Annotated in this window: 29 protein-coding genes; 14 read left to right on the top strand and 15 right to left on the bottom strand. The window is 53.0% G+C overall.

The window, feature by feature from the left end; all coding sequences use genetic code 11:
* Positions 1-61: 61 nt before the first annotated feature.
* The 6 genes from BP822_RS04420 to BP822_RS04395 form a co-directional block, all read right to left on the bottom strand.
* Complete coding sequence (locus tag BP822_RS04420; protein WP_273270958.1) at positions 62-1,039, bottom strand: MBL fold metallo-hydrolase; 978 nt, start codon at positions 1,037-1,039, stop codon at positions 62-64.
* Between the two features lie 270 nt (positions 1,040-1,309).
* Positions 1,310-1,582, bottom strand: a complete 273-nt coding sequence (locus tag BP822_RS04415) for a thioredoxin family protein (RefSeq protein ID WP_013718979.1) — start codon at positions 1,580-1,582, stop codon at positions 1,310-1,312.
* On the bottom strand, positions 1,582-2,046 hold the full coding sequence (locus BP822_RS04410; RefSeq protein WP_013718978.1) for an Lrp/AsnC family transcriptional regulator: 465 nt from the start codon (positions 2,044-2,046) through the stop codon (positions 1,582-1,584). The genes BP822_RS04415 and BP822_RS04410 overlap by 1 nt, the downstream gene beginning before the upstream one ends.
* 2 nt (positions 2,047-2,048) lie before the next feature.
* Positions 2,049-3,014, bottom strand: coding sequence for a radical SAM/SPASM domain-containing protein (locus tag BP822_RS04405; RefSeq protein WP_013718977.1), 966 nt, complete (start codon positions 3,012-3,014; stop codon positions 2,049-2,051).
* A 39-nt stretch (positions 3,015-3,053) separates the two neighbouring features.
* The gene (gene asd, locus BP822_RS04400; protein ID WP_013718976.1) at positions 3,054-4,082 is read right to left on the bottom strand and encodes an aspartate-semialdehyde dehydrogenase; all 1,029 of its coding nucleotides are present in this window, start codon (positions 4,080-4,082) and stop codon (positions 3,054-3,056) included.
* A 99-nt stretch (positions 4,083-4,181) separates the two neighbouring features.
* Positions 4,182-4,751 carry a DapH/DapD/GlmU-related protein gene (locus BP822_RS04395; RefSeq protein WP_273277937.1) on the bottom strand — a complete coding sequence of 190 codons (570 nt, stop codon included), beginning with the start codon at positions 4,749-4,751 and terminating at the stop codon, positions 4,182-4,184.
* A 417-nt stretch (positions 4,752-5,168) separates the two neighbouring features.
* Here BP822_RS04395 and BP822_RS04390 point away from each other — a divergent pair, with 417 nt between their 5' ends.
* Positions 5,169-6,413 (top strand): L-lactate MFS transporter, encoded by a 1,245-nt coding sequence (locus BP822_RS04390; RefSeq protein WP_013718974.1) that lies wholly within the window; start codon positions 5,169-5,171, stop codon positions 6,411-6,413.
* A 143-nt stretch (positions 6,414-6,556) separates the two neighbouring features.
* Here BP822_RS04390 and purF read toward each other — a convergent pair whose 3' ends face one another.
* From purF to BP822_RS04375, 3 genes are read right to left on the bottom strand one after another with little or no spacing between them, the layout of a single operon-like run.
* Positions 6,557-7,966, bottom strand: coding sequence for an amidophosphoribosyltransferase (purF, locus tag BP822_RS04385; RefSeq protein WP_013718973.1), 1,410 nt, complete (start codon positions 7,964-7,966; stop codon positions 6,557-6,559).
* A gap of 13 nt (positions 7,967-7,979) precedes the next feature.
* Positions 7,980-8,150, bottom strand: coding sequence for a 50S ribosomal protein L37e (locus BP822_RS04380; RefSeq protein ID WP_013718972.1), 171 nt, complete (start codon positions 8,148-8,150; stop codon positions 7,980-7,982).
* A 10-nt stretch (positions 8,151-8,160) separates the two neighbouring features.
* The gene (locus tag BP822_RS04375) at positions 8,161-8,379 is read right to left on the bottom strand and encodes an LSM domain-containing protein (protein ID WP_048131937.1); all 219 of its coding nucleotides are present in this window, start codon (positions 8,377-8,379) and stop codon (positions 8,161-8,163) included.
* Between the two features lie 91 nt (positions 8,380-8,470).
* Between BP822_RS04375 and BP822_RS04370 the strand changes: the two genes are divergently transcribed.
* From BP822_RS04370 to BP822_RS04320, 11 genes are all read left to right on the top strand, one after another.
* Positions 8,471-8,953 carry an RNA-binding protein gene (locus tag BP822_RS04370; protein ID WP_276619920.1) on the top strand — a complete coding sequence of 161 codons (483 nt, stop codon included), beginning with the start codon at positions 8,471-8,473 and terminating at the stop codon, positions 8,951-8,953.
* Positions 8,954-9,024: 71 nt separating this feature from the next.
* Positions 9,025-9,768, top strand: a complete 744-nt coding sequence (locus tag BP822_RS04365; protein WP_273270961.1) for an aspartate/glutamate racemase family protein — start codon at positions 9,025-9,027, stop codon at positions 9,766-9,768.
* A 336-nt stretch (positions 9,769-10,104) separates the two neighbouring features.
* A complete protein-coding gene (ectA, locus tag BP822_RS04360) occupies positions 10,105-10,674 on the top strand; it encodes a diaminobutyrate acetyltransferase (protein ID WP_273277936.1) in 570 nt (189 codons plus the stop codon).
* A 12-nt stretch (positions 10,675-10,686) separates the two neighbouring features.
* Positions 10,687-12,039, top strand: coding sequence for a diaminobutyrate--2-oxoglutarate transaminase (gene ectB, locus BP822_RS04355; RefSeq protein ID WP_013718967.1), 1,353 nt, complete (start codon positions 10,687-10,689; stop codon positions 12,037-12,039).
* Entirely contained in the window at positions 12,036-12,497 is a 462-nt protein-coding gene (locus tag BP822_RS04350) for an ectoine synthase (RefSeq protein ID WP_013718966.1), read from the top strand. The genes ectB and BP822_RS04350 overlap by 4 nt, the downstream gene beginning before the upstream one ends.
* Before the next feature lie 19 nt (positions 12,498-12,516).
* On the top strand, positions 12,517-13,755 hold the full coding sequence (locus BP822_RS04345; protein WP_048131935.1) for a TIGR00300 family protein: 1,239 nt from the start codon (positions 12,517-12,519) through the stop codon (positions 13,753-13,755).
* A gap of 338 nt (positions 13,756-14,093) precedes the next feature.
* The gene (locus tag BP822_RS04340) at positions 14,094-14,987 is read left to right on the top strand and encodes a hypothetical protein (RefSeq protein WP_286877805.1); all 894 of its coding nucleotides are present in this window, start codon (positions 14,094-14,096) and stop codon (positions 14,985-14,987) included.
* Complete coding sequence (locus tag BP822_RS04335; protein ID WP_276619922.1) at positions 14,984-15,262, top strand: hypothetical protein; 279 nt, start codon at positions 14,984-14,986, stop codon at positions 15,260-15,262. The genes BP822_RS04340 and BP822_RS04335 overlap by 4 nt, the downstream gene beginning before the upstream one ends.
* A 64-nt stretch (positions 15,263-15,326) precedes the next feature.
* On the top strand, positions 15,327-15,809 hold the full coding sequence (locus BP822_RS04330) for an adenosine-specific kinase (protein ID WP_273271233.1): 483 nt from the start codon (positions 15,327-15,329) through the stop codon (positions 15,807-15,809).
* A complete protein-coding gene (locus BP822_RS04325) occupies positions 15,793-17,136 on the top strand; it encodes a dihydroorotase (protein WP_286877803.1) in 1,344 nt (447 codons plus the stop codon). The genes BP822_RS04330 and BP822_RS04325 overlap by 17 nt, the downstream gene beginning before the upstream one ends.
* 40 nt (positions 17,137-17,176) lie before the next feature.
* Positions 17,177-17,635 (top strand): Hsp20/alpha crystallin family protein, encoded by a 459-nt coding sequence (locus tag BP822_RS04320; protein WP_048131933.1) that lies wholly within the window; start codon positions 17,177-17,179, stop codon positions 17,633-17,635.
* Between the two features lie 56 nt (positions 17,636-17,691).
* Here the strand turns inward: BP822_RS04320 and BP822_RS04315 are convergent, their stop codons facing one another.
* The 6 genes from BP822_RS04315 to BP822_RS04295 all read right to left on the bottom strand — a co-directional run bounded on the left by BP822_RS04315 (position 17,692) and on the right by BP822_RS04295 (position 21,902).
* Complete coding sequence (locus tag BP822_RS04315) at positions 17,692-18,918, bottom strand: DUF4139 domain-containing protein (RefSeq protein ID WP_273277933.1); 1,227 nt, start codon at positions 18,916-18,918, stop codon at positions 17,692-17,694.
* A 261-nt stretch (positions 18,919-19,179) separates the two neighbouring features.
* Positions 19,180-19,464 (bottom strand): type II toxin-antitoxin system YafQ family toxin, encoded by a 285-nt coding sequence (locus BP822_RS12880; protein ID WP_013718958.1) that lies wholly within the window; start codon positions 19,462-19,464, stop codon positions 19,180-19,182.
* Positions 19,461-19,697, bottom strand: a complete 237-nt coding sequence (locus BP822_RS04310) for a hypothetical protein (RefSeq protein ID WP_286877802.1) — start codon at positions 19,695-19,697, stop codon at positions 19,461-19,463. Before BP822_RS04310 ends, BP822_RS12880 begins: the two co-directional genes overlap by 4 nt.
* A gap of 325 nt (positions 19,698-20,022) precedes the next feature.
* Entirely contained in the window at positions 20,023-20,298 is a 276-nt protein-coding gene (locus BP822_RS04305; RefSeq protein ID WP_013718955.1) for a hypothetical protein, read from the bottom strand.
* A 5-nt stretch (positions 20,299-20,303) separates the two neighbouring features.
* Positions 20,304-20,573: a hypothetical protein gene (locus BP822_RS04300; protein WP_013718954.1), complete on the bottom strand. Its 270-nt coding sequence runs from the start codon at positions 20,571-20,573 to the stop codon at positions 20,304-20,306.
* 105 nt (positions 20,574-20,678) lie between these two features.
* Positions 20,679-21,902: a DUF4139 domain-containing protein gene (locus tag BP822_RS04295; protein ID WP_286877801.1), complete on the bottom strand. Its 1,224-nt coding sequence runs from the start codon at positions 21,900-21,902 to the stop codon at positions 20,679-20,681.
* Between the two features lie 373 nt (positions 21,903-22,275).
* On the opposite strand from BP822_RS04295, the gene argS reads away from it, so the two are divergent.
* Both argS and BP822_RS04285 read left to right on the top strand, forming a co-directional pair.
* Complete coding sequence (argS, locus tag BP822_RS04290) at positions 22,276-23,958, top strand: arginine--tRNA ligase (protein WP_349681843.1); 1,683 nt, start codon at positions 22,276-22,278, stop codon at positions 23,956-23,958.
* A gap of 3 nt (positions 23,959-23,961) precedes the next feature.
* Positions 23,962-24,813 carry a hypothetical protein gene (locus BP822_RS04285; protein ID WP_286877799.1) on the top strand — a complete coding sequence of 284 codons (852 nt, stop codon included), beginning with the start codon at positions 23,962-23,964 and terminating at the stop codon, positions 24,811-24,813.
* Positions 24,814-25,266 lie beyond the last annotated feature (453 nt).

The raw sequence follows: 25,266 nt of genomic DNA, 5'->3' as shown, positions 1-25,266 counted from the left end.
GTATATATGATCGGGAAAATTGGATAAGTAGCTTGCTTTAATTCTTTTCATATCTATGATCTCACCTTACATACTCCTCGATCAGATCAAGACAGGTCGTATCCATGCCGCATTGCTGCAGATAGTGAGCCAAAAGGCTTGCCCTCTCGCTGGCCGGATGGTAGACCAGGAGCTTTCGGGGCGATATATGCTCTATCATCCTCATCAGTCCCCGAAAGTCCAGATGGTCGCTGAGCTGGATGGTGGGGTAATGACTATCCCTTCGCCCGGTTAAAAAGTACTTATTTCTTCCCGGCACCTGATAAAGGCTCCAGGGAGTGACCACATTAAAGCCGCTACCGTTAATCGGGGTCAGGGGTCCTGCCACCTCTTTCATCAATTCCCGTGTCAGGGCCAGGCACTTCTCGTCCATGCCGATCTCATCCTTGTAGCCCATGGCCCTCATCAGAGCCACTGCTCTCTGGGCTTTGCCGAAGGCATAGGCCCCGAAGCTCGCCCCCTCCTCCAAAGCCTCATAAAACCCGGCCAGATCATCCTCGAAGATACAGGAGGGATCATAGGGATCGCCATAGTTGGCCTCGGTGACCAGATAGTCGCAGCGAGGAAGGTGATGGTAGTCCTTAACATCCCCTGTGACCAGCACCCTCTCCCCGGTCTCCGTCTGCCAGGAGAAGGCAGAGGAGCCTATGGTGTGGCCGGTGGGATGGGTGTTAATCCTGACCTCATCCACCATGATGCTCTCGCCCACCTCAAAGGTTCGGCCCATGTACTCCCGGCCATAACGAATCTCCAGAGCGCGGGCCGTTTGGACGGAAGCCACCGCTCTTGGCGAGTTCATGGCCGACTTGCCATAGTGATCGCTATGGGCATGGGTGATGAGATAGGCATCCGGCTGGGTGCAGGCCTTGGGAGCGCGGCTGGTATCTATGGAGAATAGATGGGAATCGAAGCGAATGGCGAGGTGGGGCGCACAGCTGCCGCGGCTGTTGATCCTTCTGACTGGCTCAATTCCGCCCTTCGATTTGCCGCCTTCCTGCATCCTCTTTGTCCCTCCTCTTCCCTAAGCTTAGAAGATGTCGCTTTTTTCAAATAATATCGATGCTAATTAAGCTGGGACCCTGGGAAGGTCTCCTAAATCTAGCAGGCTCCTCGCTATTTGGCATGGGTAAATTTGAATTGGAGATTCTCTGTGCCTCTGTGGCGAACCGTGGTGCACTGACCCAACCACAGAGACGCAGAGGAACAGAAGCTATATTCTCTGCCAGACCTCACCCACATAATTCAGCGAAGAGCCGTCCAGCATCTTATATTACTCTAAGGACTTGTTGATGGCATCGGCCAGCTCCTTCTCAGAGGCGAGCCCCATCCATCTATTGATCTCTACGCCATCTCTCTCCAGTATCAATGTGGGCACCACAAATATGCCCTTCTCCATGGCCAGGTCTCCCTCCCGGTCAACATTGATCTTCTTGAAATCAGCCACATCCTTCATCTTCTCGGCCAATGCCTCGAAGATGGGACCCTGCTGCTTGCACGGCCCGCACCAGTCTGCATAAAAGTCCATCAGTATTGGCTTTGTCATTATTCCTCCTCTTCACACATTATATCGAATTTGACTCCGATCTTAAATATCCTGCCCGTGGGGAGAACAAGCATCCTTCGCCCGGTGCTTTTTCTGATCTCCTCCAGCACCTCTTGAATGCGCTCCTCAGTTGCTGAGACGGTAAACCACATATTGTAGCCGCTCTCATTTGGCCGGAGGTAGTTATGAGAGACTTCTTGGTACTGATTAACGAACTCAGCCAAACCATCCGCTTCTTCTGGGGAGACCTGAAGAGCGGCCAGAATTCCGCTCCGTCCCAGCCTGCGCAGGTCGAGGATGGGGCCGATCCTCCTCACTAGCCCCTCTTTTTGCAGACCGTCCAGCCTTTCAATGACCTCCTTCTCCTCAAGGCTTAAGAGTCCTCCCAGATCCTCGAAGGGTTTGGGAGTCAGAGGGAATCCCACCTGAACCAGGGAAAGCAGCCGAAGATCGATCTCATCCATCCTTATGCCTCCAGGCGGCATGAAGGATCGGACTGCAGATAATCCCCAGTCAGGGCATAGGCCCGGGCCCGGCAGCCGCCGCAGCTTCGGGAAAATTCGCACCGGCCGCATTTTCCCTTCAGCCTTCCCTCACGCAGGGCTTGAAGCTCGGGAGAGTTCTCCCATATCTCTATAAAATTCTTTTCCCTGACGCTTCCGACCCGGAGAGGAAGATAGCCGCAGGGATAGACCTCACCCTTGCGGGATACGAATACAAACCTCCTTCCGGCAAGACATCCTCCGCTTCCTCTTCCATGACCCGGCTTCTTCAAGCGGGCGTACTGGGGAGCGCAGGTGACCTGCACCTCCAATGTCCTTCGATCCATCTCTCCCTCGATCTGGCGGAGCATCTCCTCCTGCCGCACGGGAGTGATGACGTCCTCCTCCCTTCCCCTGCCCGTAGGTACCAGAAAGAAGATGTGAAGCGCTGCTGCACCCAGCTTCTCCGCCAAGTCGAAGATCCGGATGAGCTCGGATTGGTTCTTCTGGGTGACTGTGAAGTTGATCTGGAAGTCGACCCGGCCGCGGAGATTTTCTATTCCCTTAATCGACCGCTCGAAGCTCCCCTGGCCCCGGCCATGGTCGTGCATTGCTGCGTCCGCTCCATCCAGGCTAATGCTCACCCGTGATACCCCGGAGTCGGCAATCTCCTCTGCCAGCCCCGAGGTTATCAGGGTTCCGTTGCTGGCCAATGAGACCCGGATGCCAAGAGATACGGCAAGCCTGATGATTTGAAATAGGTCGGGCCGCAGCAGAGGCTCTCCCCCGCTGAGGATGAGCATCGGCTTCAGGGGAGCAATGCTCTCTACGAACCTTTTGGCCTCATCTGTGTCCAGCTCGCCCTGGTCCGGCTCATGAGAGGCAGAAGCGCGGCAATACCGACAGGATAAATTGCAGGCGGCCGTCAACTCCCAGGCTATTATCAACATGTTTCGATCAGAGCATACTGCTTTTCAAATGCCGCCAATTTAGAGCAGTCCTTTCTTTACCAGAAGCTCGGCATTGAGTATGCTCGCCCCTGCTGCTCCGCGCACGGTATTGTGGCCCATGCAGATGAACCTGATTCCTGAGCGGATCCGGCCCACGGAGACGGACATCCCGTTGCCCCGCATGCGGTCCAGCCTGGGCTGGGGCCGGTCGGGCTCATCCTTGACGATGAGCGCCTTCTTGGGCGATGTGGGCAGATCATCGAGGCCCGGATCGAAGTCCAGCATGGCCTGTCTCACCTCTTCTGGGGTGGGGTTATCTCTCATCTTCACCCAGAGGGCCTCGGTATGGCCGTCCATCACCGGAACCCGATGGCAGCTTGCGCTTATGGAGAAGTTGGCGTTGATGATCCTCTCCCCGTCAAAATGGCCCAGGATCTTCTGAGGCTCGGTCTCACACTTCTCCTCCTCCCCGCCGATATAGGGAATGACATTTCCCAGTATCGCCATGGATGGCACTCCCTCATAGCCTGCTCCGCTCACCGCCTGCATGGAGGCCATATGCACGCTCTCTATCCCGAACTTCATCAGGGGCTTGAGAGGAAGGGTGAACATGATGGTTGTGCAGTTGGGATTGGTGGTGAGGAATCCCTCCCAGCCCCTCTTCTCCCTTTGCACCTTTATTATGTCCAGATGTTCGTGGTTGCACTCCGGTATGAGAAGGGGGACATCCTCCACCATGCGATATGAGCTGGTATTGCTGGCCACAGCACAGCCAGCAGCAGCAAAGGCAGGCTCGACGGACATGGCATCGGCAGCGGGAAGAGCGGAGAAGACTATATCGGCATCCACCTCTCTCGGGTCGACATTGACCACCGTCATCTCTGCTATGTCATCGGGAAGCTCGCTCTCCAGACGCCATTTTGCCGCCTCGCGGTACTTCTTGCCCGCGCTCCTCTCCGATGCGGCAAGGCTGGTGAGCTCAAACCAGGGATGGCTCTTCAGTCCTTCTATGAAACGCTGTCCAACGGCACCGGTGGCACCTAAGACGCCTGCTTTGATCTTGGCCATTATAAATCACCTAAATTCTGATGGGGACTTAAGCTAGGGATGTATATATTTATTGTCCGGATGATAAAGCAAAAAAAGTTCTGGGTTTTCAGGGGGAACTCACTGCCCCACGCAGGACTTCCTCCGAATGCCATAGCTTTTGGCGAACTCGCAGTTTACCTCCACCACCTCCTCATTGAAGTCCTTGAGGCTCTCCGGCACGCGGCCAAGAGCATCCGCCTTCTCCTGAGTATCGACGACTTTACCGTGGGGCACAAAACTGCCCTCCGCCAGTGTGACGCCTATGACTGCTGCCAGGTGGCCGACAAAGCATTTCTTTCCCAGGGTTGAGGCGTGAACCACGGAGTTGAAGCCCACAAAACACTCGTCTCCCATCTTGATGGGCCCATGAATGACCGCTCCATGGGCGACGGAGACATTCTCTCCCAGCTCGATGGAGCTTCCCTTGAGGCCGTGAAAGACGGCGCTATCCTGGATGTTGCATTCATCACCAATGATTATGGGGCTGGCTTCATCCGCCCGCAGGGATACGGATGGAGCGATATAGACATCTTTGCCGACGCGCACATCGCCTATGATCGTCGCCGACTCATCCACATAGGACGAGGAATGTATCTGGGGCATGATCTCAGTGCTATTCCATGAGGTTCTGCAATTGGCCTTGAGCATATTTACCACCTTTTCGCATATTCACCATTCACCTTAAAAGAGATTGCCATTAACGACGATTGCAAAAGGAGCTATATGTCATCGTAGATATTGATTAATATAGTGTCTCCTGAAGGTGCGTCATATTCTGATCATTAGAATACATATCGAATCCGATTGTCAATAGTGCTGTCCATTTTTGCGATATGTGCAATATTATAATCTATAATCCAGACAATTGCCGCTAATTTTAAATATAGGGGGGGGCAAAATAGATTCAAAGCCATTGAATAATCCTTCGAGGGTGATGAGGGGGATAAGGAGGTAAGCAAGAGGACGAGTGCAAAGTGATATACAAATTTGCAATGATTACATTCATTCAAAGTATTGTTTGATGATTATTGATATTTAGATGTATTCAGTGAGGTGAATTAAATTATGGTTCAGAAGGACCCGCCCGGCGGGCGGTGGTTGTTTGTAATTCTAGGCACCATAATCATGTTATGCCTTGGTAGCGTTTATTCATGGTCTGTCTTCGTCAATCCTCTGACTGCTCACTTCGCGGCAATGGGTCAGACTGTATCAGCGAGCGAAGTACTATTGCCGTTTTCAATCTTCCTGTTTGTATTCTCTGTTGCCATGGTCTTTTCCGGAAAGTATATCGAAAAATACGGGCCTCGCAAGATGGCTATGCTGGGTGGAATCATATGCGGATTGGGCTGGTTGCTGGCATCCATGTCCAGCTCAACCTCTATGCTCATCCCCACTTACGGCATCGTCGGAGGCCTTGGGGTGGGAATTGCCTACGGCTGTCCGGTTGCAGTATCAGCCAGATGGTTCCCCGATAAAAGAGGTCTCGCGGTAGGCCTAACTGTGCTTGGATTCGGCTTTTCGGCTTTCTTCACCGCCAATATCGCCACATACCTAATAGAGGCATTCGATGTCATGAGCACATTCCGGTTCTTTGGAATTGCGTTCATCATAATCATCACCCTCTGCTCAATGCCATTGGTCTTCCCGCCAGCAGGATACAAACCAGCGGGCTGGAACCCTCCGGCGCCCAAACCAGGCGCAGCAGTGACATGCGAGTTCAAGCGCGAACAGATGCTCAAGTCCACCACATTTTACGGTCTCTGGCTCTGCTACTTCATAGGATGTGTGGCAGGATTGATGGCCATAGGCATATCTAAACCGGTGGGCCAGGAGGTAATCCTGATTGAATCTGGACTGGCTTCCATGCTGGTGGGATTCTTCGCCATATTCAACGGTGGTGGCAGACCTATATTTGGAACGCTGACGGACAAGATCACCCCCAGAAATGCTGCCATAGTGTCATTCGTACTGATCGGCCTGGCATCATTGATGATGTGGCAGATGGCTGTGCCTGGTGCAACCACGATCTACATTGTGGCATTTGCCATTCTGTGGATGTGTCTGGGAGGCTGGCTGGCCATAGCACCCACGGCAACGGCAAGCTTCTTTGGCACCTGTGACTATCCCAGGAACTACGGCGTCGTCTTCCTAGCATATGGTATCGGTGCCATCGTAGGACCACAGCTGGCTGCAGCGATAAAGGAGATGTCTGGAAGCTATGTGGGCGTATTCCCCTATGTCGCCCTTCTGGCCGCTTTGGGAATAGTGATAGCCTTCACAATGCTGAAGCATCCAAAACCGCCAGAGTAGCTGATTTAACCCATTTAGAATCAAGTAATCCGATGCAAGAGGATGCTGCTGCAGCCATCCATCCTCTTGCCATGATCTTTTTTCCCAATAATCGAAAGAGGAAATTCAGCTAGAAGATGATCACCAATCCAGATACCTTGTATCTAGTCCAGATATTCCGAGAGCCTTGTCTGCTCCGCCAGACACTTCTCTCCAGGTATCGGGACCGGGTACAGGCCGGTCAGGCATCCCATGCACAGGTTCTCCTTGGGTATGCCCACTGCATCCACCAGCCCCTCGTGGCTTACATAGCCCAGTGAGTCGGCTTCTATTACCGCCTCCACCCCTGCAACCGTCTTATGGGCGGCGATCAGCTCATCCCGGCTGGCCATGTCTATTCCTAGATAGCAGGGGGCGAGGATGGGGGGGCTGCCTATGCGGACGTGCACCTCCTGGGCTCCGGCCTTGCGGACCATGTTCACTATCCTCCGGCTGGTGGTGCCGCGTACAATGGAGTCGTCTACCAGGATAAGCTTATGCCCCTCGATGTTCGGCCGGATGGTGTTCATCTTCAGGCGCACCGCCGTCTCCCTCATGTTCTGATCGGGCATGATGAATGTTCGGCCAATGTAGCGATTTTTCATCAGGCACTCCCGGTAGCTTATGCCGGAATGCTGGTGGTAGCCCACGGCCAAAGTTATTCCTGAGTCGGGGATGGGAGTGACGGTGTCCGCACAGGCGGGATGCTCCCGAGCCAGGTTGGAGCCGATGTTCACCCGCACATCATAGATCAAGCGGCCATCCATAATGCTATCAGGCCGGGCAAAGTAGATGTACTCGAAGATGCAATGAGCCGGCCGGGTGGAACGGGCCAGTTGATAGGACTTCATCTCGCCGTTCCTTATCACTATCAACTCGCCTGGCTTGACATCCCTTACCAACTTCCCGTTTAGTGTATCTATGGCCACGCTCTCCGAAGCCACCATGAACCCTGAATCGATCTCTCCGATGCAGAGGGGTTTGATTCCCAGCGGATCGCGTAGCGCAAGGACAGTGTCCCCCCAGAGAAATACCAGGGAATAAGAGCCCACGATCTTTCTCATCAGGGCGCGGGCTGCTTCCGGCAGGTCATAGTGAAGGAGCTCTTTGACAAAAAGGTGAGCGATCACTTCGGTGTCTGAGGTGGAGTAGAATATGTCCCCTGCCTCCTCCAGCTGCTCTCTGAGCTGTGTGGAGTTGACCAGGTTACCATTATGGGCGGTGGCTATGGCACCGTCCTTATATTTCACTAAAAGAGGTTGGCTGTTCTCTATGCAGGATCGGCCGCTGGTCGCATATCGGACATGGCCGATGCCAACATGTCCGCGCAGAAGGGCGATCTGGGCATCGTCGAAGACCTCCGAGACCAAGCCCATGGCCCGGTGGGTGCGAATGGATTTGCCATCATGCACTGAGATGCCAGCAGCCTCTTGCCCCCTATGCTGCAGAGCATAGAGGGAGTAATAGATGGATTTGGCTGCGCCATTGGCAGTCTCATTTAATGAGATCCCTACAACGCCGCAGGCATCGTGCAAATTTCGCCTCTCTCTAGTAGTCCGCTTTTCTCATCCACTTATGGCTTCTGAGCTTTGCTGAGTTGCCAAAGCCGCATTGAACGCAAACCTTTCTCTTGAAATTAAACGAGATGCTACCACATCGCCGGCATCTTATATGCGAGCTCTTGTGGCGCTTACCCATTGAAGGAGTACCCTTTGTCATCTAAAACACCTCAAGGTGAAATATAAACTACATTGTCTCCGCGCACGATTACCGTACCGATGTTACGGGCAACCGCCCCTTCTGCTACTTCTTCCGTTTTATCCATCACCAGGTTCATGTGGATATCATAACCCTGAAGCTCTCCCCGGAAGACTCTTCCGTCCTTGAGCTTAACTATGACGGGCCCATTCAGTGATTCATTCAGAATATCAAGCGGTCTCTGACCCATTAATCCTCTCTCCAGCATTGATAACCGCAAAAGGCTACGGTTTCCAAACTTGCTCGTTGCATATTTAAACCTATCGGGATATCCACAGCATATGAAGATTAAATCCAGGCACCACCTCAAAGGAAGCGATGCCAGGAAGGTTGTAGCATGCATTGAGCCATTCCTGGATGACTCATCTGTCCTGCGCAAAGCATCCCTGGAGAGGGCGGTCAGCGACGAGGGTCTTGATCTTATCTTCGTGAACGGCCGACCTCTAATGATGATTGTGGATGATGAGCCCTTCTTCACCGTTCTGGGGGCCATCGATCTGGGGCCCAGCAAGAGACTGGTGGTGGTGGATTCAGGCGCCGTTAGGTTCGTGGTGAACGGGGCGGATATCATGAAGCCGGGAATAGTCACAGCTGACCCGGAGATCGCCCCCGGAGACCTGGTGGTGATAGTAGAGGAGAGGCATAAGAAGCCTCTGGCCATTGGACGGGCACTGGTCGCTGGGACGGAGATGGAGGGGGAGGGAAAAGCGGTAAAGTCACTCCACCACGTGGGGGACCTTATCTGGAAGGGTCTGGAGGGCTGAGGCAAAGGTCGCCCGAACAGACGCATGTAACATTGGAGCTGGGCAGATGATTAAAGTCAAGGGTATTAATAATGATTTATAAAGCTAGATCAGGACAAGCCAGCTACGGCGAAGCTATCGGCATCCTCCTTTTGGACTGCTTCACTCCCTTTATTCCAGGGGATGTGGCCAATGCCACCACCTACTGCTTTCCCGTGCGATTCCAGAAGGTTGAGGGTCTAACGACGAGAAGAGCACTTGGAAAAGATCGGACGGCCTTTGAGCTGCTCCACACAGCGGCAGAAGAACTGGTCAGCCAGGGTGTCAGAGCCATTACCGGAGATTGCGGATTTCTTGCCATTCATCAGAGGAGTCTTGCTGCGGTCCTCGATGTCCCCGTCTTCCTCTCAAGCCTCCTTCAGATTCCCTTTATATTCAGCATCCTTGGTCGCGACCAAAAGGTGGGGATCATAACCGCCGATTCGAAGAGCCTGGACGAAACCCTCCTTGAGGCTGTTGGGATCAGTTCAGGCGAGCGTCTGGTGATAAGGGGTATGGAGGACCGAGAAAACTTCTCAAAAGCCGTTATCGAGGAGACTGGATTCCTCGACTCGGAGAAAGTTAAAAGGGAGGCATTATCTGTCGCCAGTGAAATGGTCGAGGAGGAGCAGAATGTCCGTGCCATCCTGCTGGAATGTAGCTGTCTTCCTCCTTATGCAAGGGCGATTCAAAAGGCGATCGAACTCCCTGTCTTTGATTACATTACAATGATTAACTATGTCCACTCGGCGCTCGTCAAGGAGAGTTTTGAGGGTAAGATCAGATCGGAGGCATAATCGGCACAAGTAACTGCGCTACCTCTTTGGGCACCGGTCTTATTACCATTCTTATCTTCATATCATCTTAATTAGAATCATCCAAAGGATTCAATTTTTTGATCTTTGCCAGGAAATATGCTAAATTTAATTTGCATTAACTACAAGTAAATTGAAAAAATCCAAACATTTAAGGCAGATCAATTTAAACAAAGATAATTGCAGAAGCATCTGGCCCTGTCAGCATCACTGAGGGCAACGGATGCATTATGCACAATAGCAGGTACAGCTCACCCTGAAAAATATGGGAGTAGACAGCAACCATAGTTCCGGATTTACCATCCTGGAGGTGAATAGATGAAGCAGTTATCAAAACGACTGCAAGAAGCCAGATCCATGAAGAGCGATCAAGGATCTTCGGATAGCGAAGATGTGGGTCGGCTGAAGTTTCGAAAGCCCAGGCTCAATGATGGAGCCAGGATATCTGAGCTTATCAGGTCTTGCAAGCCGCTGGATATCAATTCAACCTACTGCTATCTCCTGCTCTGCCGTGACTTTGCTGACACATGCGTTGTCGCTGAAGAGGGAGGGGAGATCGTAGCATTCCTTTCAGGCTACCGACCACCGGACCGATGGGACGTCTTCTTCATCTGGCAGATTGCTGTAGATGTCGATTCCAGGAATAGAGGCATCGCAAAACGGATGCTATTTGATGTATTGAATAGGCCTTCGACGAGAGACTGCCGATATATCGAGACGACGATATCGCCGTCGAATGAGGCATCAAAGAGGCTCTTCAGGGGGCTTGCACAAGAGCTAGACGCTCATTGTGATGTTTCTGATTGCTTCTCTGAATCTGATTTCGGGGATTTTGATCACGAAGCAGAATGTCTGTTCAATATAGGGCCGTTCAAGATGAACGGATGAGGTGACACTATCATGAAGGATACTAGGATGGAAGCGGAAAAAGAAGGAAATGAGAATGATATTAGCATGGTGAATAATCATGAGTCAGAAGTTCGAAGCTACTGCCGTCGCTTCCCGGTGGTATTCACCAAAGCCAAAGGAGCCACCATCGAGGACGAAAAAGGACGTGAGTATATCGATTTCCTGGCAGGTGCTGGTGCCCTCAACTATGGCCATAACAATCCAGCTATCAAGGAGAAGCTGCTCGAATACATAGAGTCGGACAAGATAGTCCACAGCCTCGACCTCGTGACGGAGGCAAAGCAGGCCTTTATTGAGACCTTCGACTCCCTGATCCTCAAGCCAAGAGGCATGAGGTACAAGATGCAGTTCACCGGACCGACCGGAACGAACGCTGTCGAGGCTGCGATGAAGATTGCTCGAAACGTCACGGGAAGGTCGACCATCATCTCCTTTACGAATGGCTTTCACGGCGTGACCCTCGGATCGGTCGCCGCAACCGGAAACAGCTATTTCAGAGACGCATGCGGCATACAGCTGCATGGCACGACATTTATGCCCTTCGATGGCTATATGGGTGAAGAGGTCGATACAACCGAGTACCTGGATAAGGTGCTAACAGACAGAAGCAGCGGCCTTGACCAGCCGGCGGCAGTGATTGTCGAGACGATCCAAGGCGAGGGCGGAATAAATGTAGCAACTTCAGAGTGGCTGAGATCTCTGGAGAGGATCTGCCGAAAGCACGGTATCCTCCTGATCATCGACGACATCCAGGTAGGATGTGGAAGGACAGGGACTTTCTTTAGCTTCGAGGAAGCTAAGATCTCACCAGATATCATTATCCTCTCAAAGTCGCTAAGCAGTTACGGCATACCCTTCTCTATGGTCCTGATGAAACCAGGTATTGATCAATGGAAACCCGGCGAACACAACGGAACGTTTCGGGGAAATAACCTGGCTTTCGTCACCGCGAGAGCGGCGATTGAAGAGTACTGGAGTGATGCCTCGTTCTCAAGGAAAGTGAGAATGAAAGGTGAATTCGTCAGGGAGCACTTTGATAAGCTGGTTGACCTCGACGATACGGGAACGCTCTCTGCCCGTGGCCGGGGGATGGTCCAGGCTCTCGATTGCAGGACGGGTGAGATTGCATCTATGATCTCCCATGTCGCATTTGAGAAGGGTTTGATAATAGAGACATCTGGGGCAGAGGACCAGGTCCTCAAGTTTCTGGCACCGCTCACGATAAGCGACCACGAGCTCGATAAGGGCCTGTCCATACTAGAAGAGAGCATAAGAGATGTGATGGAAAAAATGCGTCTTAAAGCGACGAGAAAGATGGATAGCGATATCGAGGTTCTGGCATGATATTAAGAAATCTCGAGGACGCCGAGAGGTCCGATCGGAGGGTAGTCGCCGAGAACTGGGAGAGCGTCCGTCTCCTGCTGAAGGGGGACTGTATGGGATTCTCTTTCCACATAACAACCATCTATCCGGGGACGGAGACCCACATCTGGTATAAAAACCATCTCGAATCTGTCTACTGCATCGAAGGAGAAGGAGAGGTGGAAGTCCTGGATGGAACAGATGACGGTGGTGTGGCAGATGCCGTGCGAATTGGTGAGCCGGGGGGTGTCGAACAAGCATGCGTGATCTATCGAATCGCACCCGGGACTATCTATGTGCTTGATAAAAACGACCGCCACATCCTTAGAGCGAAGACCACAATGAAGCTTGCATGCGTATTTAATCCACCCCTAAATGGAAGGGAGATCCATGACGAGGACGGCGCCTATCCGCTCGATGGAGAGGAGATTGCAGGATAATTCTATTGTGGGTGGGGTTATGAGAGAGCTTGCTGAGATCGAGATGAATGGCCATCTCATTGATTCGCAAATGCTTGCTAAAGTATTGGATAAGATCATGGATATGGGGGGTGAGTTCGAAATCAAGAACTTCCGCATAGGCCTAAAGAAGAATGACACCAGCTATATCCAGATAACTGTCGCCGGCGAGGATGGGTATCATCTGGACCGCATACTCCTGGAGTTGCATGCCTTGGGAGCCCGGATGGTGGAGATGGTGGATGTCAAGACCGAGATTGCGCCAAGGGATATGGTTGTGCCTCGCGGATTTTACTCGACCACCAATCATCCCACCTATGTGCGCTACCAGGGTACATGGGTAGAGGTGGAGCACAACCACATGGACTGTCTGGTGGTGCTGGAGGATGGTAGGGCCATTTGCACGCCCATCGGCCATATCAAGAAGGGCGATCGGGTGGTCATAGGTACCGCCGGGGTCAAGGTAGTTCCGCCGGAGAGGCCACGCCAAAAAACGTACTTCGAATTCATGTCCAATGATGTCAGTTCAGAGCGGCCCAGCTGCGAGCTGGTGCGGCAACTGGCTGAAGAGATCGTGCGCACTAAAAAGGCAGGCGGAAAGATCGCCGTGGTCTGCGGTCCGGCGTTAGTGCATACTGGGGCTGCGCCCTCGCTTGCCTGGCTGATTCGAGAGGGCTACATCGACGTTCTTCTGGCTGGAAATGCCGTAGCGGTCCATGATATCGAGCGGCAGCTATTTGGCACCAGTCTCGGGATGAACTGCGAGGGAAATGCCATCTCCGGAGGGCATCGAAATCACCTCTATGCCATAAGCGAGATTATGGCCAGCGGATCCATCAAAAACGCCATAGCCGAGGGCAAGCTCAAGGGCGGCATAATTTACGAGGCTATCAAGAAAGGCATTCCTTGCATCCTGGCGGGCTCCATTCGTGACGACGGCCCACTTCCAGAGGTTATAACGAATACGGTGGAGGCCAAGTATGCTATGGATAAGGCACTGCAGGGTGTGGAAATGACCATTATGCTTGGGACAATGCTGCACTCCATTGCGGTGGGCAATCTTTTACCATCCTTCGTAAAGACTATATGCATCGATATCAACCCTGCCACGGTGACTAAGCTCATGGACAGAGGTTCTGCCCAGGCAATTGGACTCGTTACGGATATTGGTATCTTTCTCCCCCAGCTAGTTAAGGAGATAGACGGACAAGAAGCCCACCATGAAAATTTATTAAAATAGAATCGATGTTCTCTTCCTCAAGATCATATCTGATGCCTTATACTGGGAGTTGTGCAAATAATAGGAGTAGGATTGAGAACGATACCGGCGCAGCAACCAGTCTTGGCTCCTCTCATAAACCAGTTATGGACAAAGCATTATATGGTCAGAAAGGGGATGATAAACGATGAAGACGCAAAGGACCATCGAATGATCTTTGTGCAGCATTGGCAAAGAGACTCAAACCGTCTCTGGCAAATCCGCGCTCTGCATCAGGGACTGAGATAATCGGAGGGAAAAGCTATAAAGCCATTGCAGCATTTTGGCCACATGAAACAGAAGACAGGAGGAGGAATGAGATGGAAGAGATTGGAAAGTTGATAGGAAAAGGCTTTGGCATCTGGAAGAAGAACCTCAACCTTTGCGTTCCCTTTATATTCAGCGGTTTCGCCTCGATCCTGATCGTCGCCGCATTTTTTATCGCCATGTTCCTGGCTGCAATGCCATTTCTGGGTGAAGACTGGACTCATTTGGAGGATTTGGAGGATGCTGAGGTGATGGAGGGGTTATTTGCCGGGATGGACTGGCAGGATTTTCTCCCCATATTAATCCTCTTCCTGGGCATGATTGTGGTCCTCTCATTAGTGGGATCGTACTTCAATGCCGGAGCTATAGGCATGGCCAGGCAGGCTCTTGTGGAGGGCAAATCGAGAACGGCAGCCATGTGGTCCGCTGGAAGGAAGCACTTTTGGAATATGTTTCTCTTGAGCCTCATCATGGGATTGGCGACGATGGCCGGGCTCATCTTCCTCCTCCCCGGTATGGGGCAGCTTACTCTAGCCTTATCCGGAAATCTTGACAATCTCGAGGGGCTGGGAATGATCCTGGCTGGATTTATGCTGTTCATCCTCTATGCCCTAATCCTGTCAGTCATATTAGCCCTTGCACCTTATGCTCTGGTGCTGGAGGGCGCAGGGCCGGTGCAGGCCATAAGGGCAGGAATAGATTTCTTCCGCTACAACAAGTTCGACGTCCTGATTCTGTGGCTGGTGGTGATGGCTCTATCCGTGGTCTTGCAGATGATTGGCAGCTTAATCTCCTCGGGAAACGAGGTGGCATATCAGCTGCTGTCATTGGCCACCAGTCTGGTGAGTCTGCTCGTCTTAGCCCCCCTGGCCAATCTCTGGTGGACAAGGCTTTATATGGTCCGTAAGGGTATGCTCAAAGAGGAAGAGGTGAAAGATCCTTGGTGAATTTTCCCAGTTTGAGCTATTCGGCGATCATCCTGCGCTTTCGGCAGTATGCACTGATTCAGCAGGCAGCCATTGCCGCGGCTTTTGTGCTGCTGATTTATATTCCATACTCTTATTTTCTGTTGAGAATGAGCTTCACAGAATCCATTGCCATGGCGGTCTATTCTGCTGTGCTCTTTATGGCTATATACTATCTAACATCCTGGTTCATCCTGAGGAAGACCAGAAAGCTGGCAGTTCAATCTCATGGGCCTAAGAAGGGCCTGAGAAAATAGGCGGGCTTCTCAGACCAAAGTATAAGTCCTGACAGCGGCAATAGTGATCCTCGAAGGGTTGAATATGGAACTTAAGGTCGTAAGGATGGAAATCCCAGAGGGATCGAATCTGGTTTTGGGACAGAGCCATTTCATAAAGACGGCAGAGGACCTCTACGAGGCTATGGCAGGAACCGCCCCCGGGGCAAAGTTCGGCATAGCATTCTCTGAGGCCAGCGGCGACTGCCTGGTGCGCTCAGAGGGAAATGACTTGGAGCTGGTCGAGGCGGCAAAGAAAAACTCTCTGTGTTTGGCTTGTGGCCATACCTTCGTGCTGCTGATGAATGGGGCTTTTCCGATAAACGTTCTCAATGCCATCAAATCCATCCAGGAGGTCTGCGGCATATTCTGCGCTACTGCCAACCCCCTGGAGGTGGTGGTGGCCGAGACCGATCTCGGACGAGGGATCATGGGCGTGATCGACGGCTTCGTGCCCAGGGGCGCTGAGAACGACCAACAGGTGGAAGAGAGACGCCTCTTGCTCAGGAGGTTTGGATATAAACTTTGATCTGGCGGTATCAAACGGCTTGGTCTATACAAATAACGGGCTGAAAAGCATCGATATCTGGATCAAAGAGGGGAGGATCGCTGCCCTGGGCGGCCCGCACCGGGCGGCAGAGAAGATCGATGCTCAGGGAATGCTGGTCCTGCCGGGATGCATCGATGCTCATGTCCACTTTCGTGATCCCGGGCCAAGCTACAAAGAGGACTGGCTCTCCGGATCAACAGCCTCAGCAGCGGGAGGGGTCAGCACGGTCATCGACCAGCCGAACACCGATCCGAGGACCCTAGACCGCAGCTCATTCGAGATGAAGCTGGAGCGGGCGCGAGCCAGCTCCGTGGTGGACTACTGCATCAATGGCGGTCCGGGCAAAATCGAGGAGTTGAAGAAGGCTGGAGCCCAGGCCATCGGGGAGATATTCTGCTATGAGCACAGCGATCCTGAGATTGTTCGGATTCTCGCCGAGACGAAGAGACTGGGGTTGCTGGCTACGATTCATGCTGAGGATGGCTCTATTATTAAAGAGATGGCAATGGCCCTATCCAGCCGGCAGGATCCTGAGGTTCACTCCCTCGCCCGGCCGGTGGAGGCTGAGGTTCAGGCCATTGAGAAGGTCTCAGGCTGGTCGGACCGTCTGCATATCTGCCACATAAGCTGCGGCCAGGGACTGAATCTGATTGAGAGGACCAGGCAGGAATGGACAAGAGAGGAGACTGTTGCAGCCGAGCCAAAAAGTGCAGCTCATAATAATGCCAACTCGAGACTGACCTGCGAGGTCACCCCTCATCATCTCCTTCTCAATGTTATGGACTATAAAAAGCAGGGATCATTGCTGAAGATGAATCCACCCCTGCGGGGTAAGGCAGACAGCGAACGGCTCTGGGAGGGGCTGAGGACTGGCAGCATCGATATTTTAGCCTCGGATCATGCACCCCATCTCCCGGAGGAGAAGGGAGAGGACATCTGGGAGGCACCAGCAGGGGTCCCTGGGGTGGAGACCATGCTGCCGCTTATGCTTTTCGCTGTGAGGAGAAATCTTCTCCGCCTGGACCGATTGGTGGATGCCCTGGCCACCAGGCCGGCGAGGATCTTTGGCCTGGCTGGAAAAGGAGCTATTAAAGTGGGAAAGGATGCCGATCTGGTGATAGTCGACCCCAAGAGGGTGGCGGAGATAAGGGCCGATCGACTGCACAGCCGGGCGGACTGGACCCCCTATGAGGGGATGAAGGCCATATTTCCCAGGATGACGATCATAAGGGGCAGTGTGGTCTGGGATGATGATCTGGCGGTCGGACCAGGCTACGGACGCTTCCAGGGAGCGCAATTGCAGTGAATGCAAAAGGTTTTATGAGAACAGAGCGCTATTTTAAGTTATGAGATCCGATTCTTCAGGCACCAGTGATCTGGAACGCATGATCGGCAAAGCCGCAGTCGAGGCGGCGAGAATGTCCAGCCAGGCGAGCCAGGCGGCGAAGAAGATCCTGGGCGATGTGACGGGCGAGATATCTGAGACGAAGAGCCTTGACCGCGCACCTCTTGACCTCATAGATGCTGATGTAGAGCTGATCGCTCTGGTGGCCCTGCCCGGCGCCAGCAAGGATATGATCGACCTGAGGGTGACCGAGGACAGCCTGTATGTCGACGCCAAGGCCAGTCCCAGGGAGGGCCGATATCTGCGCCAGGAGCTCAATTCCATAAGCCTAAAAAGGGAGATCAAGCTGCCGGCGGAGGTCAAGCCAGAGCAGGTGCGGGCAATGTTCAAGGACGGCATCCTGGAGGTGCATCTTCCGAAATTGGTAGTGGTGAATGCTCAGAAGGTCCAGGTGGATTAACGCTGCTGTCCACTGGCCGATCAATTTTTTTTGCAGAAAAAAGAGAGAGGTCTGGTTTAGTATTCTCTGTCCAGACTCTCTGTCGTCTTCACCTGATAGGTGTAGTTGATTGACATCTCCTGGCGGGGCATGACCTCCAGCTTCCACTTCAGGGTGGTGGCAGTTCTCTCATCGGGCTCGGGGGAGACTGAGATCATCACCGCCTCCTGAGGAACAGTGTCCGTTACCTCCAAATCTGCAGTCCGGTCCAGGTTGCTCTTGATCGAAAGGTGATAGGTCCAGGCCTGTCTGATCTCCTTGACGGTGCGGTTACCCTCAGGCGTGCTTATCCCTTTGATCTCTTCGGTCTTGTTATAGTCGGAGAGCTTTTTCTCCAGCTTCAGATCGGCAGAGGTGCCCACCACAATGGAGGCGTTGGTGCCGGCAGGAGTATAAGGCATCTGGATGGTGGAGACATATTCGCCATTGCGGTAGAGCATGGCCTTCCCCTCGGGCCAGGGATTTTCCAGGGTGTTATTGATACGGACCTCCTCATCTGCCGGACCCTCAGACTGCCGGCTGGCATCCCAGGTATAGATCCTCACCAGGGGTGACTCCTTCTCAAAGAGGGGGAATCCGATCTCCTTGTCCATGGCCAGGTCCTTTCGTCCTTCCAGCTCGAAAATATAAAGCGTCTCCAATTCGCCCGTGGCCGGAAGATCCGGGGCGGCTTCATATGCCACCTCTTCCATCGCATACGCCATTTTGGCATCTGCCGCACCTGCGCTTCTGGGTGCAGCAGGATAGGCATGCACCTCTGGAGAGAGACCGGCCACCAGCTTGAGGCGCACGTTCTTCAGGTCCTCTCCTCCCCGGTTGCTCACCACGGCATTGGACTTCACCAGCACCTGATCCTCGCTGAGGTGCAGGTCGTATATGGGCTTCCAGGCAGCGGAATTATACATGAGATAGCTCAGATCGAATCTCTGCGATCCAGCGGACGATATGTTCAGGGTATAGATGGGATCTGACTCGTAGACCACCCTATCGGTGGTGGCATTGCTCACCGAGAGAAGGACAGAGCCGAAATCGGCCTTATCCGGAACATTGACCACGAACTTGTGAGCTCCCTCGGTCACATCCAAAAGTCCCGTCCTTTTAACTGCCATCAGGCCGTCAGGATAGATGGTGACGGAATCCACGGGCAGGGTAATGGCGGTTGTGGCCTCGACTTCGCTCGCCTCCTGCGAGGCCAAGGCAGGAACGCATAACAACAGCACTAGAATAATTGCATAGGGCTTCATAAGAACACCTCATTCTTAATGAGTGGTAAAGAGTATTAGCTTTTTCTCAAATGACTTCCATCTCTTAGACCAATCTTCCGGTAGGCGCAGAAAATATCAACCCTGGAATCGCTGATCATCAAGCCCCACTCTGCGCTGGGCGGCTAGGCCCCAGGCCCGTGAATCCCAGGCTGGCCAGAGACGCTGCCAAGAAAAGAGCAGATCCTGCGGCAGAGATACTAAAAAGAAATCGACTGCAGAGCCTGAGGCGAAGTCACATGGTCAATATACCTCTTGGTGAGTTCCCATCGAGACAAGAAGTACGTCATCCGCCCCTGAATCAGGATTCTTCAAGAACATGAAGAGAATACGATTATCGTAATCTATACTGCAGGCCCACATCCTCTCCAATTGCCCTTTCAATTTATGAGAATGCAGCTCAGGATGAAAAGGGTCCTCAGCCAGGAGGCGCAATGCCTTCTCAACCTTCGGCAAAATATCCGGCCTCTGTTTGACAATTCTTTTGAGGGCTCGGCGGAAGGCTTTGGCCCAGATGAGCCGCCTCACTCTCTCAAATCCTCTTCGAGATCCTTCAGGAGGTCATCCACAGTACCCGTATGAACCTCGCCTCGCCTGCAGGCTTCCAAAGATTCTTTCATATCTGCAACCAGGCGTTCTCGACGCTGCTCAATGATGCGTTTATTGATAATCTCGACAAGCATTTCCCGATCTTCGATGGGCAGAGCCTCTAAAGACTCGATAAGCTCCTGAAAGCCGGGCTTTGCCATTACTTCGCTCATTGAAACCACCCATCACAACTGATTGTTATCATTTAAATGCAACAAGTAGTCTACTGCGTTCCCCTTATTTATTATATTCGATTTGCTCTGGATAAAAATATCCAGCCCGTTGCACCCGCGCGGCTGCGCATCACGAGCGCTCGCCCGGCCCACCCGTCCTGCTCGATCCAGTCAAGCCAGCTCTGCCGCAGGGCGTGATGTTGCTGCTTTTCACTGTATACCCAAGCGTTCCTTAATTGCTCGGACATCGGCCTGTACCTGCCTGAGATTGTCAGCATATCCGGGCTGGATATCATCCCTCAAGCCCTTGATCTTTCCCAAGACATTAGATATAGCGCCAGTGATTGCCTTTATTTGAGGTATCATGCGGGTGCTCTTTCGCACAGGTGGGATGCTCAGTTTCAACCTGAGCGCAGAAGGCTTTAATCGCCACCTCATCGCCATCATTAAAGGCCAGGACTGCCTGGCCTTCGCTGCATCTCATATTGTGGGCCTCCGTCTCCTGGAAGGATGGGGTCATCCGCCGGATAATCCGGTCGTATCCTGTCCAGCCGGATATGCTCATGGCGATCACTGCGTAAAAAAGCCTAGGCCCCAGCATGCCTATTATGCCTGGGTGAGCAGGAGTCCGGGGAAAGAGCTTTTCATGTCCGCCAGCCTCATGAGCAGGCTATCCACCAGTCCGCCTTTGAATCCGGACAGCAGGCTCACAGTGGTTCTGATAAAGAGAGATATGACTACGATTATGGCGGGCATGAGCAGAGAGAGCCGGGCACCCAAAGATAATCCTTGAAAGGACATCCCGCCCGAGCTTATCACTTCCCAGGAGATGATCCTGGTTCGGCCACTGGAGCCTGTGACTGATTTAAAGACCATGGGCTCAAGACAGGGGATGAGCTCATCGTGGATGAGATTTGAATCCCATGGTCTCTTGATTATTTTATGGTTGAATCGCCGTTAGCTATTGTTTACACCAAATTCCTAGGACGAACCATCCAGGCTCTCCGTCGTTACCACTCGATAGCTGTAGTCGATGGCCGTCTTCTGCCGCGCCAATAGCTGCAGCCGCCATTTCAGGCTGGTGGCCGTGGTCTCGGCGGGCTTGGGGGTGACGTCGATCATCTCCGCCTCCTGGGGCAGGTTGTCTGTGGCCTCTAAAGTGGCCGCACGGTCCAGATTGCTCTCGACTTTGAGGTGATAGGTCCAGGTCTCAGTGGTCTCTTTTACGGTATGATTCCGTCCGTTGGACGTGATGGCCCGGATCTTCTCCGTGACGTTGTAGTCCTTCAGCTTTCTCGTAACCTTGAGATCCGCAGACGGGCCGATGACAAGGGTGGCATTGGTCCCGGATGCAGTGTAGGGCATGTCTATGGTGGAGACATAGTCGTCATTTCTGTAGAGCAGCGCCGTCCCGGAAGGCCAGGGGTTCTTCATGGTGTTATTGGCCCGGATCTCCTCCACTGCAGGCCCCTCCTCCTGAAGGTAGGCATTCCAGGTGTAGACCCTGACCAGAGGTACGTTCTCTTGGAAGAGCGGGAATCCGATCTCCTTGTCCATGGCCAGATCCTTTCTGCCCTCCAGCTCGAAGATGTAGAGCGTCTCCAGTTCGCCTGAGGATGAGCCCTCTGGGGCAGCTGCCAGATCAAAAGCCTCGTTTAACGCTGCTTCGGCCGCATATGCCTGCTGGATTTGTGCGGACCTGTATATCGGCTCGACGGCAAGAGGCAGTCCGGCCACCAGCTTGAGTCGCACGTTCTTCAGGTCCTCTCCGCCACGATTGCGGACGACGGCGTTTGCATTCAGAAGAACGGAATCATTGGCGAGATGCAGATCGTATCTGGGCTCCCAGAAGCCTGCACTGTGCATCAGATAGCTGAGCGCAAAGTCCTGCGGTCCCGAGGAAGAGATGTTCAGAGCGTAAACGGGATTGGAGTCATAAACCACTCTCTGTACGCTGGCATTGCTCACGCTCAAGAGGACGGAGCTCTTGTCGGCTGCATCAGGAATGTTGATTACGAACTTATGCTCGCCGACAGTTGTGTCCAGGGTTCCCATGCGCTTCACTGCCATCAGGCCGTCCGGATAAACGGTGACAGAGTCGACAGGCAGAGTCACGGCTGTGGTGGCCTCAACCCCGCTCGATTCCATCGAGGCAAGGGCTGGGGCGCACAACAGCAGCACCAGAAAAACTGCGAAGAATTTCATTACAAATCCCATTCTAAAGTAAATAGCCAAAGATATTATACTTTCCTGAATGCTTATATGGAATCGGAGTTCATGCGAATTTGCCGTCTTCCTCTCATTCGGATGATCTCATCCAAGACCACTGCACAAGCTGACAGGCGCTCTGAAGCTGGTGCTGCCTCCATAGCTTGCATCCAGCACCGCAATGCTCCTGCGGGTCTAGTGCTGGATCATCAGGTTGAAGGAGGTGCAGGCCTCTCCTTGCGCCGGGGGACAGAGCCCGGATCCAGGCGGCAGAGCCTCTGATCGGTGAAGTTTGAGACAAAAAAATCGCAACGTAATCCTTATATCGATTCATCCTTTCAGAGGACTCAGATTTAATTATGGTGTTTCCATGTTTCTTGATTTTATGAGCGAGGTCGAGGGCCTGCTGAAAAGCGCCCTCGATCGCTGTGGCTTTGCGCCAGAGGCGGGTATAAACAGCCTGGGGCTTGAGCTTACCCCCCATGCCGATCTGGCCTCTTCAGTGGCCTTCCGCCTGGCACCGGTCCTCAAGAAGAGCCCGGCCGCCATAGCTGGAGAGATCCACCAGGCGATCCCCCATGAATTCCGCTATGTAGAAAAGGTGGAGCTTGCCGGCCCCTACCTCAACTTCTTCATGAACCGAGCGTTCCTGAATGCTGTCTTGAACCAGGCCCTGGCAGACAATGCCTGGACGGGGAGGATGAACGAGAAGGTCATAGTGGAGCACACCTCAGCCAATCCGGACGGGCCGCTCCATGTGGGCCATATCAGAAATTCAGTGATTGGCGATACCCTGGTCAGAATACTGCGCCGGGCGGGCTGCACCGTCGACGCCCAGTACTATGTGAACGATATGGGCCGCCAGGAAGCGATGGTGGTGGTGGGCTGCGATCACTTCCAGCTCGACTCCATCAAAGCTGATCATGCCATAGCTCGGGTCTACATCGCCGCAAACAAGGAGATGGAGGCCAATCCCGCCATCCGGGAGGAGGCAGACCGGGTGATCCAGCTCTATGAGGCAGGCGATCCGGATGTCACCGCCAAGGTCCAGTCTGCCGTTCGTTATGCTATCGGCGGAATAGAACAGACCTTGCAGAGGATGAACATCCGCCACGACAGCTACCACTGGGAGTCGGAGTTCGTGCGGGATGGCAGCGTGGCCGAGATCGTAGAAAGCCTGGAGAAGACCGGCCTTGTCGCCTGGGATGAGGGATCTCTTCAGCTGGACCTGAATGATTATGGCTTTGAGAAGAAGATGGTCCTGAAAAGAGCCAATGGGACATCGCTATACATCACTCGCGACCTGGCCTACCACCGCTGGAAGTCGGCCAACTCCGATCGCTCTGTGGATATCCTTGGAGCGGACCATAAATTGGTCTCCGGACAGCTGCGAGTGGCTTTGGGCCTTTTAGGCGTCCGCGAGCCGGAGGTGGTGATATTCGAGTTCGTCTCTCTGCCTACAGGCTCCATGAGCACCCGCAAGGGCAAGTTCATCTCCGCGGACGAGCTATTGGATGAGGTGGAAAAACAGGCTATGGAAGAGGTTAGGGCCCGCCGGCCTGATGAGAGCCCGGAGTTTTTAAAGGAGGTGGCCCGCCAGGTAGCCAGCGGTGCAGTGCGCTACGATGTGGTAAAGGTATCCGCGGACAAGGCCACCACCTTCGACTGGAAGCAGGCCTTAGACTTCGAGAAGCTGTCAGCCCCCTTCATCCAGTACTCCCATGCCCGGGCCTGCAGCATCCTTCGCAAAGGCGAACAGAGTGAAAAGTTCCAGGCTGATCTGCTGGTAAGCGATTATGAGGTCGCCCTGATCAAGAAGATCGCCCAGTTCGATCTGGTCATCGACAGGGCAGCATGCGAGCTAAAGCCCCATCATCTGGCCACATATGCCCGCGAGCTGGCGGAGAGCTTCAACCTCTTCTACCGCTACAGCCCAGTGCTGGATGCATCTTTTGAGCTTCGGGAGGCCAGGCTGGCTCTGGCTAAAGCGGCCCGAAACGCCCTGCGAACCACCCTGGAGACCCTGGGCATATCCGCCCTGGAGACGATGTAAGCCATGGGACGCTTGCGCCTGCATCCAATCTCCATCCCCCTTAGAGAATTGATCGGTCTGATGATTGTGATCCTGCTCCTGGCTGCATCGGCTCAAGCCTTGCCCAAGTCCAATTATAGCTGGACAGAAGCCCCCTGGGTCAGCGATGAGGCAGGGGAGGATGATAAAATGGCCACAGAGCTATCTGCTCCTCTGGCCTTCAATCCGGGCGATGCCGAGACTCCTTCGCTTAATATCGGATCGCATCTTTTGAACTTCTCAGAGCTTGTCTCCCTACCATTCTCATGCCAGCTCTGGATTCGAAATGACTTGCAGTGGAGCCACTACCTCAAAGCCATCCAGGGAGAGGATGTGGATATAATCATTTATATGCCCGAGTATGGCGAAGTGGACGTCTATTTGATCTCTTATGCCAGCGGCACACGAGATCGCTGGAGCTTCAATCTCCTTGAAGGATATCATCTCCTCAGGCTGAGGGCAGAGGAAGAGGGGCGATACTTCATGATAGCAGCTCGGAAGAGCGAGCCTGGTAATGCCCTGATCTTGGACCTGGTCGCAAAGTCCGATAACGCTTCGGTCTCGCCATTGGATGTAGGGACCATTTCCACTGGAAGGGCAATGGTGACGATAAAGAGCGAGAGGATAAAAGGATATGACGTCTATCTGGACGGGGCCTTCTACAGCAGCGATGTGGGAGATGGGTCTATTGATGGCGTTGCCAGCTTCACTCTAAGTGCAGACAAGACTCACACCATCAGCATCTCCCAAAGGGATGTCCAGGGAAATATAATCAACAAGAGCGAACATACAAAGAGATTCAAGAGGGATATGGCCTATACCCTGTTGATAGAATGAGAGCCGAAACCGTAAAACCATCGTGCTGGCTCTTCGCTGTTTCATATGGGTAACCTCAGGATAACGATTTTCATTCTTGATTGGATTAGGCTTCAGATTTCCATCTCATCCATACAAAACAGTGAGGAACCAGAAATTGAGCCTTCTCCGAAGGCTCCGGCGCTTCAGTGCAAAACATTAATAAATGATCATCAAGATAACATTTTAAGGAATGCTCCTGGGCAATTCAGAGCAATAATCTAACTGAAACTGAAACCGCACTTCAATCATCTCTCGATCAGGAACCTGTTAGTATGTCGTCGTGGTCGGAGCGATGTTGTCAGATTAAGACAAGCGAACAGCATGACATGGACATTCGACTGAGCAATCTTTGGTGATAAATATGAAAGGACTAAATAGATATTTTCTGGTTATAGGCCTGGTGGCTTGGCTCTCAATGTTTATGGCCGAGGC

Origin of the sequence: Methanosaeta sp. UBA458 (assembly GCF_002496085.1) — an archaeon.
Classification (GTDB): Archaea; Halobacteriota; Methanosarcinia; order Methanotrichales; family Methanotrichaceae; genus Methanothrix; species Methanothrix soehngenii.
This window is presented reverse-complemented; position numbering and strand designations above follow the sequence as displayed.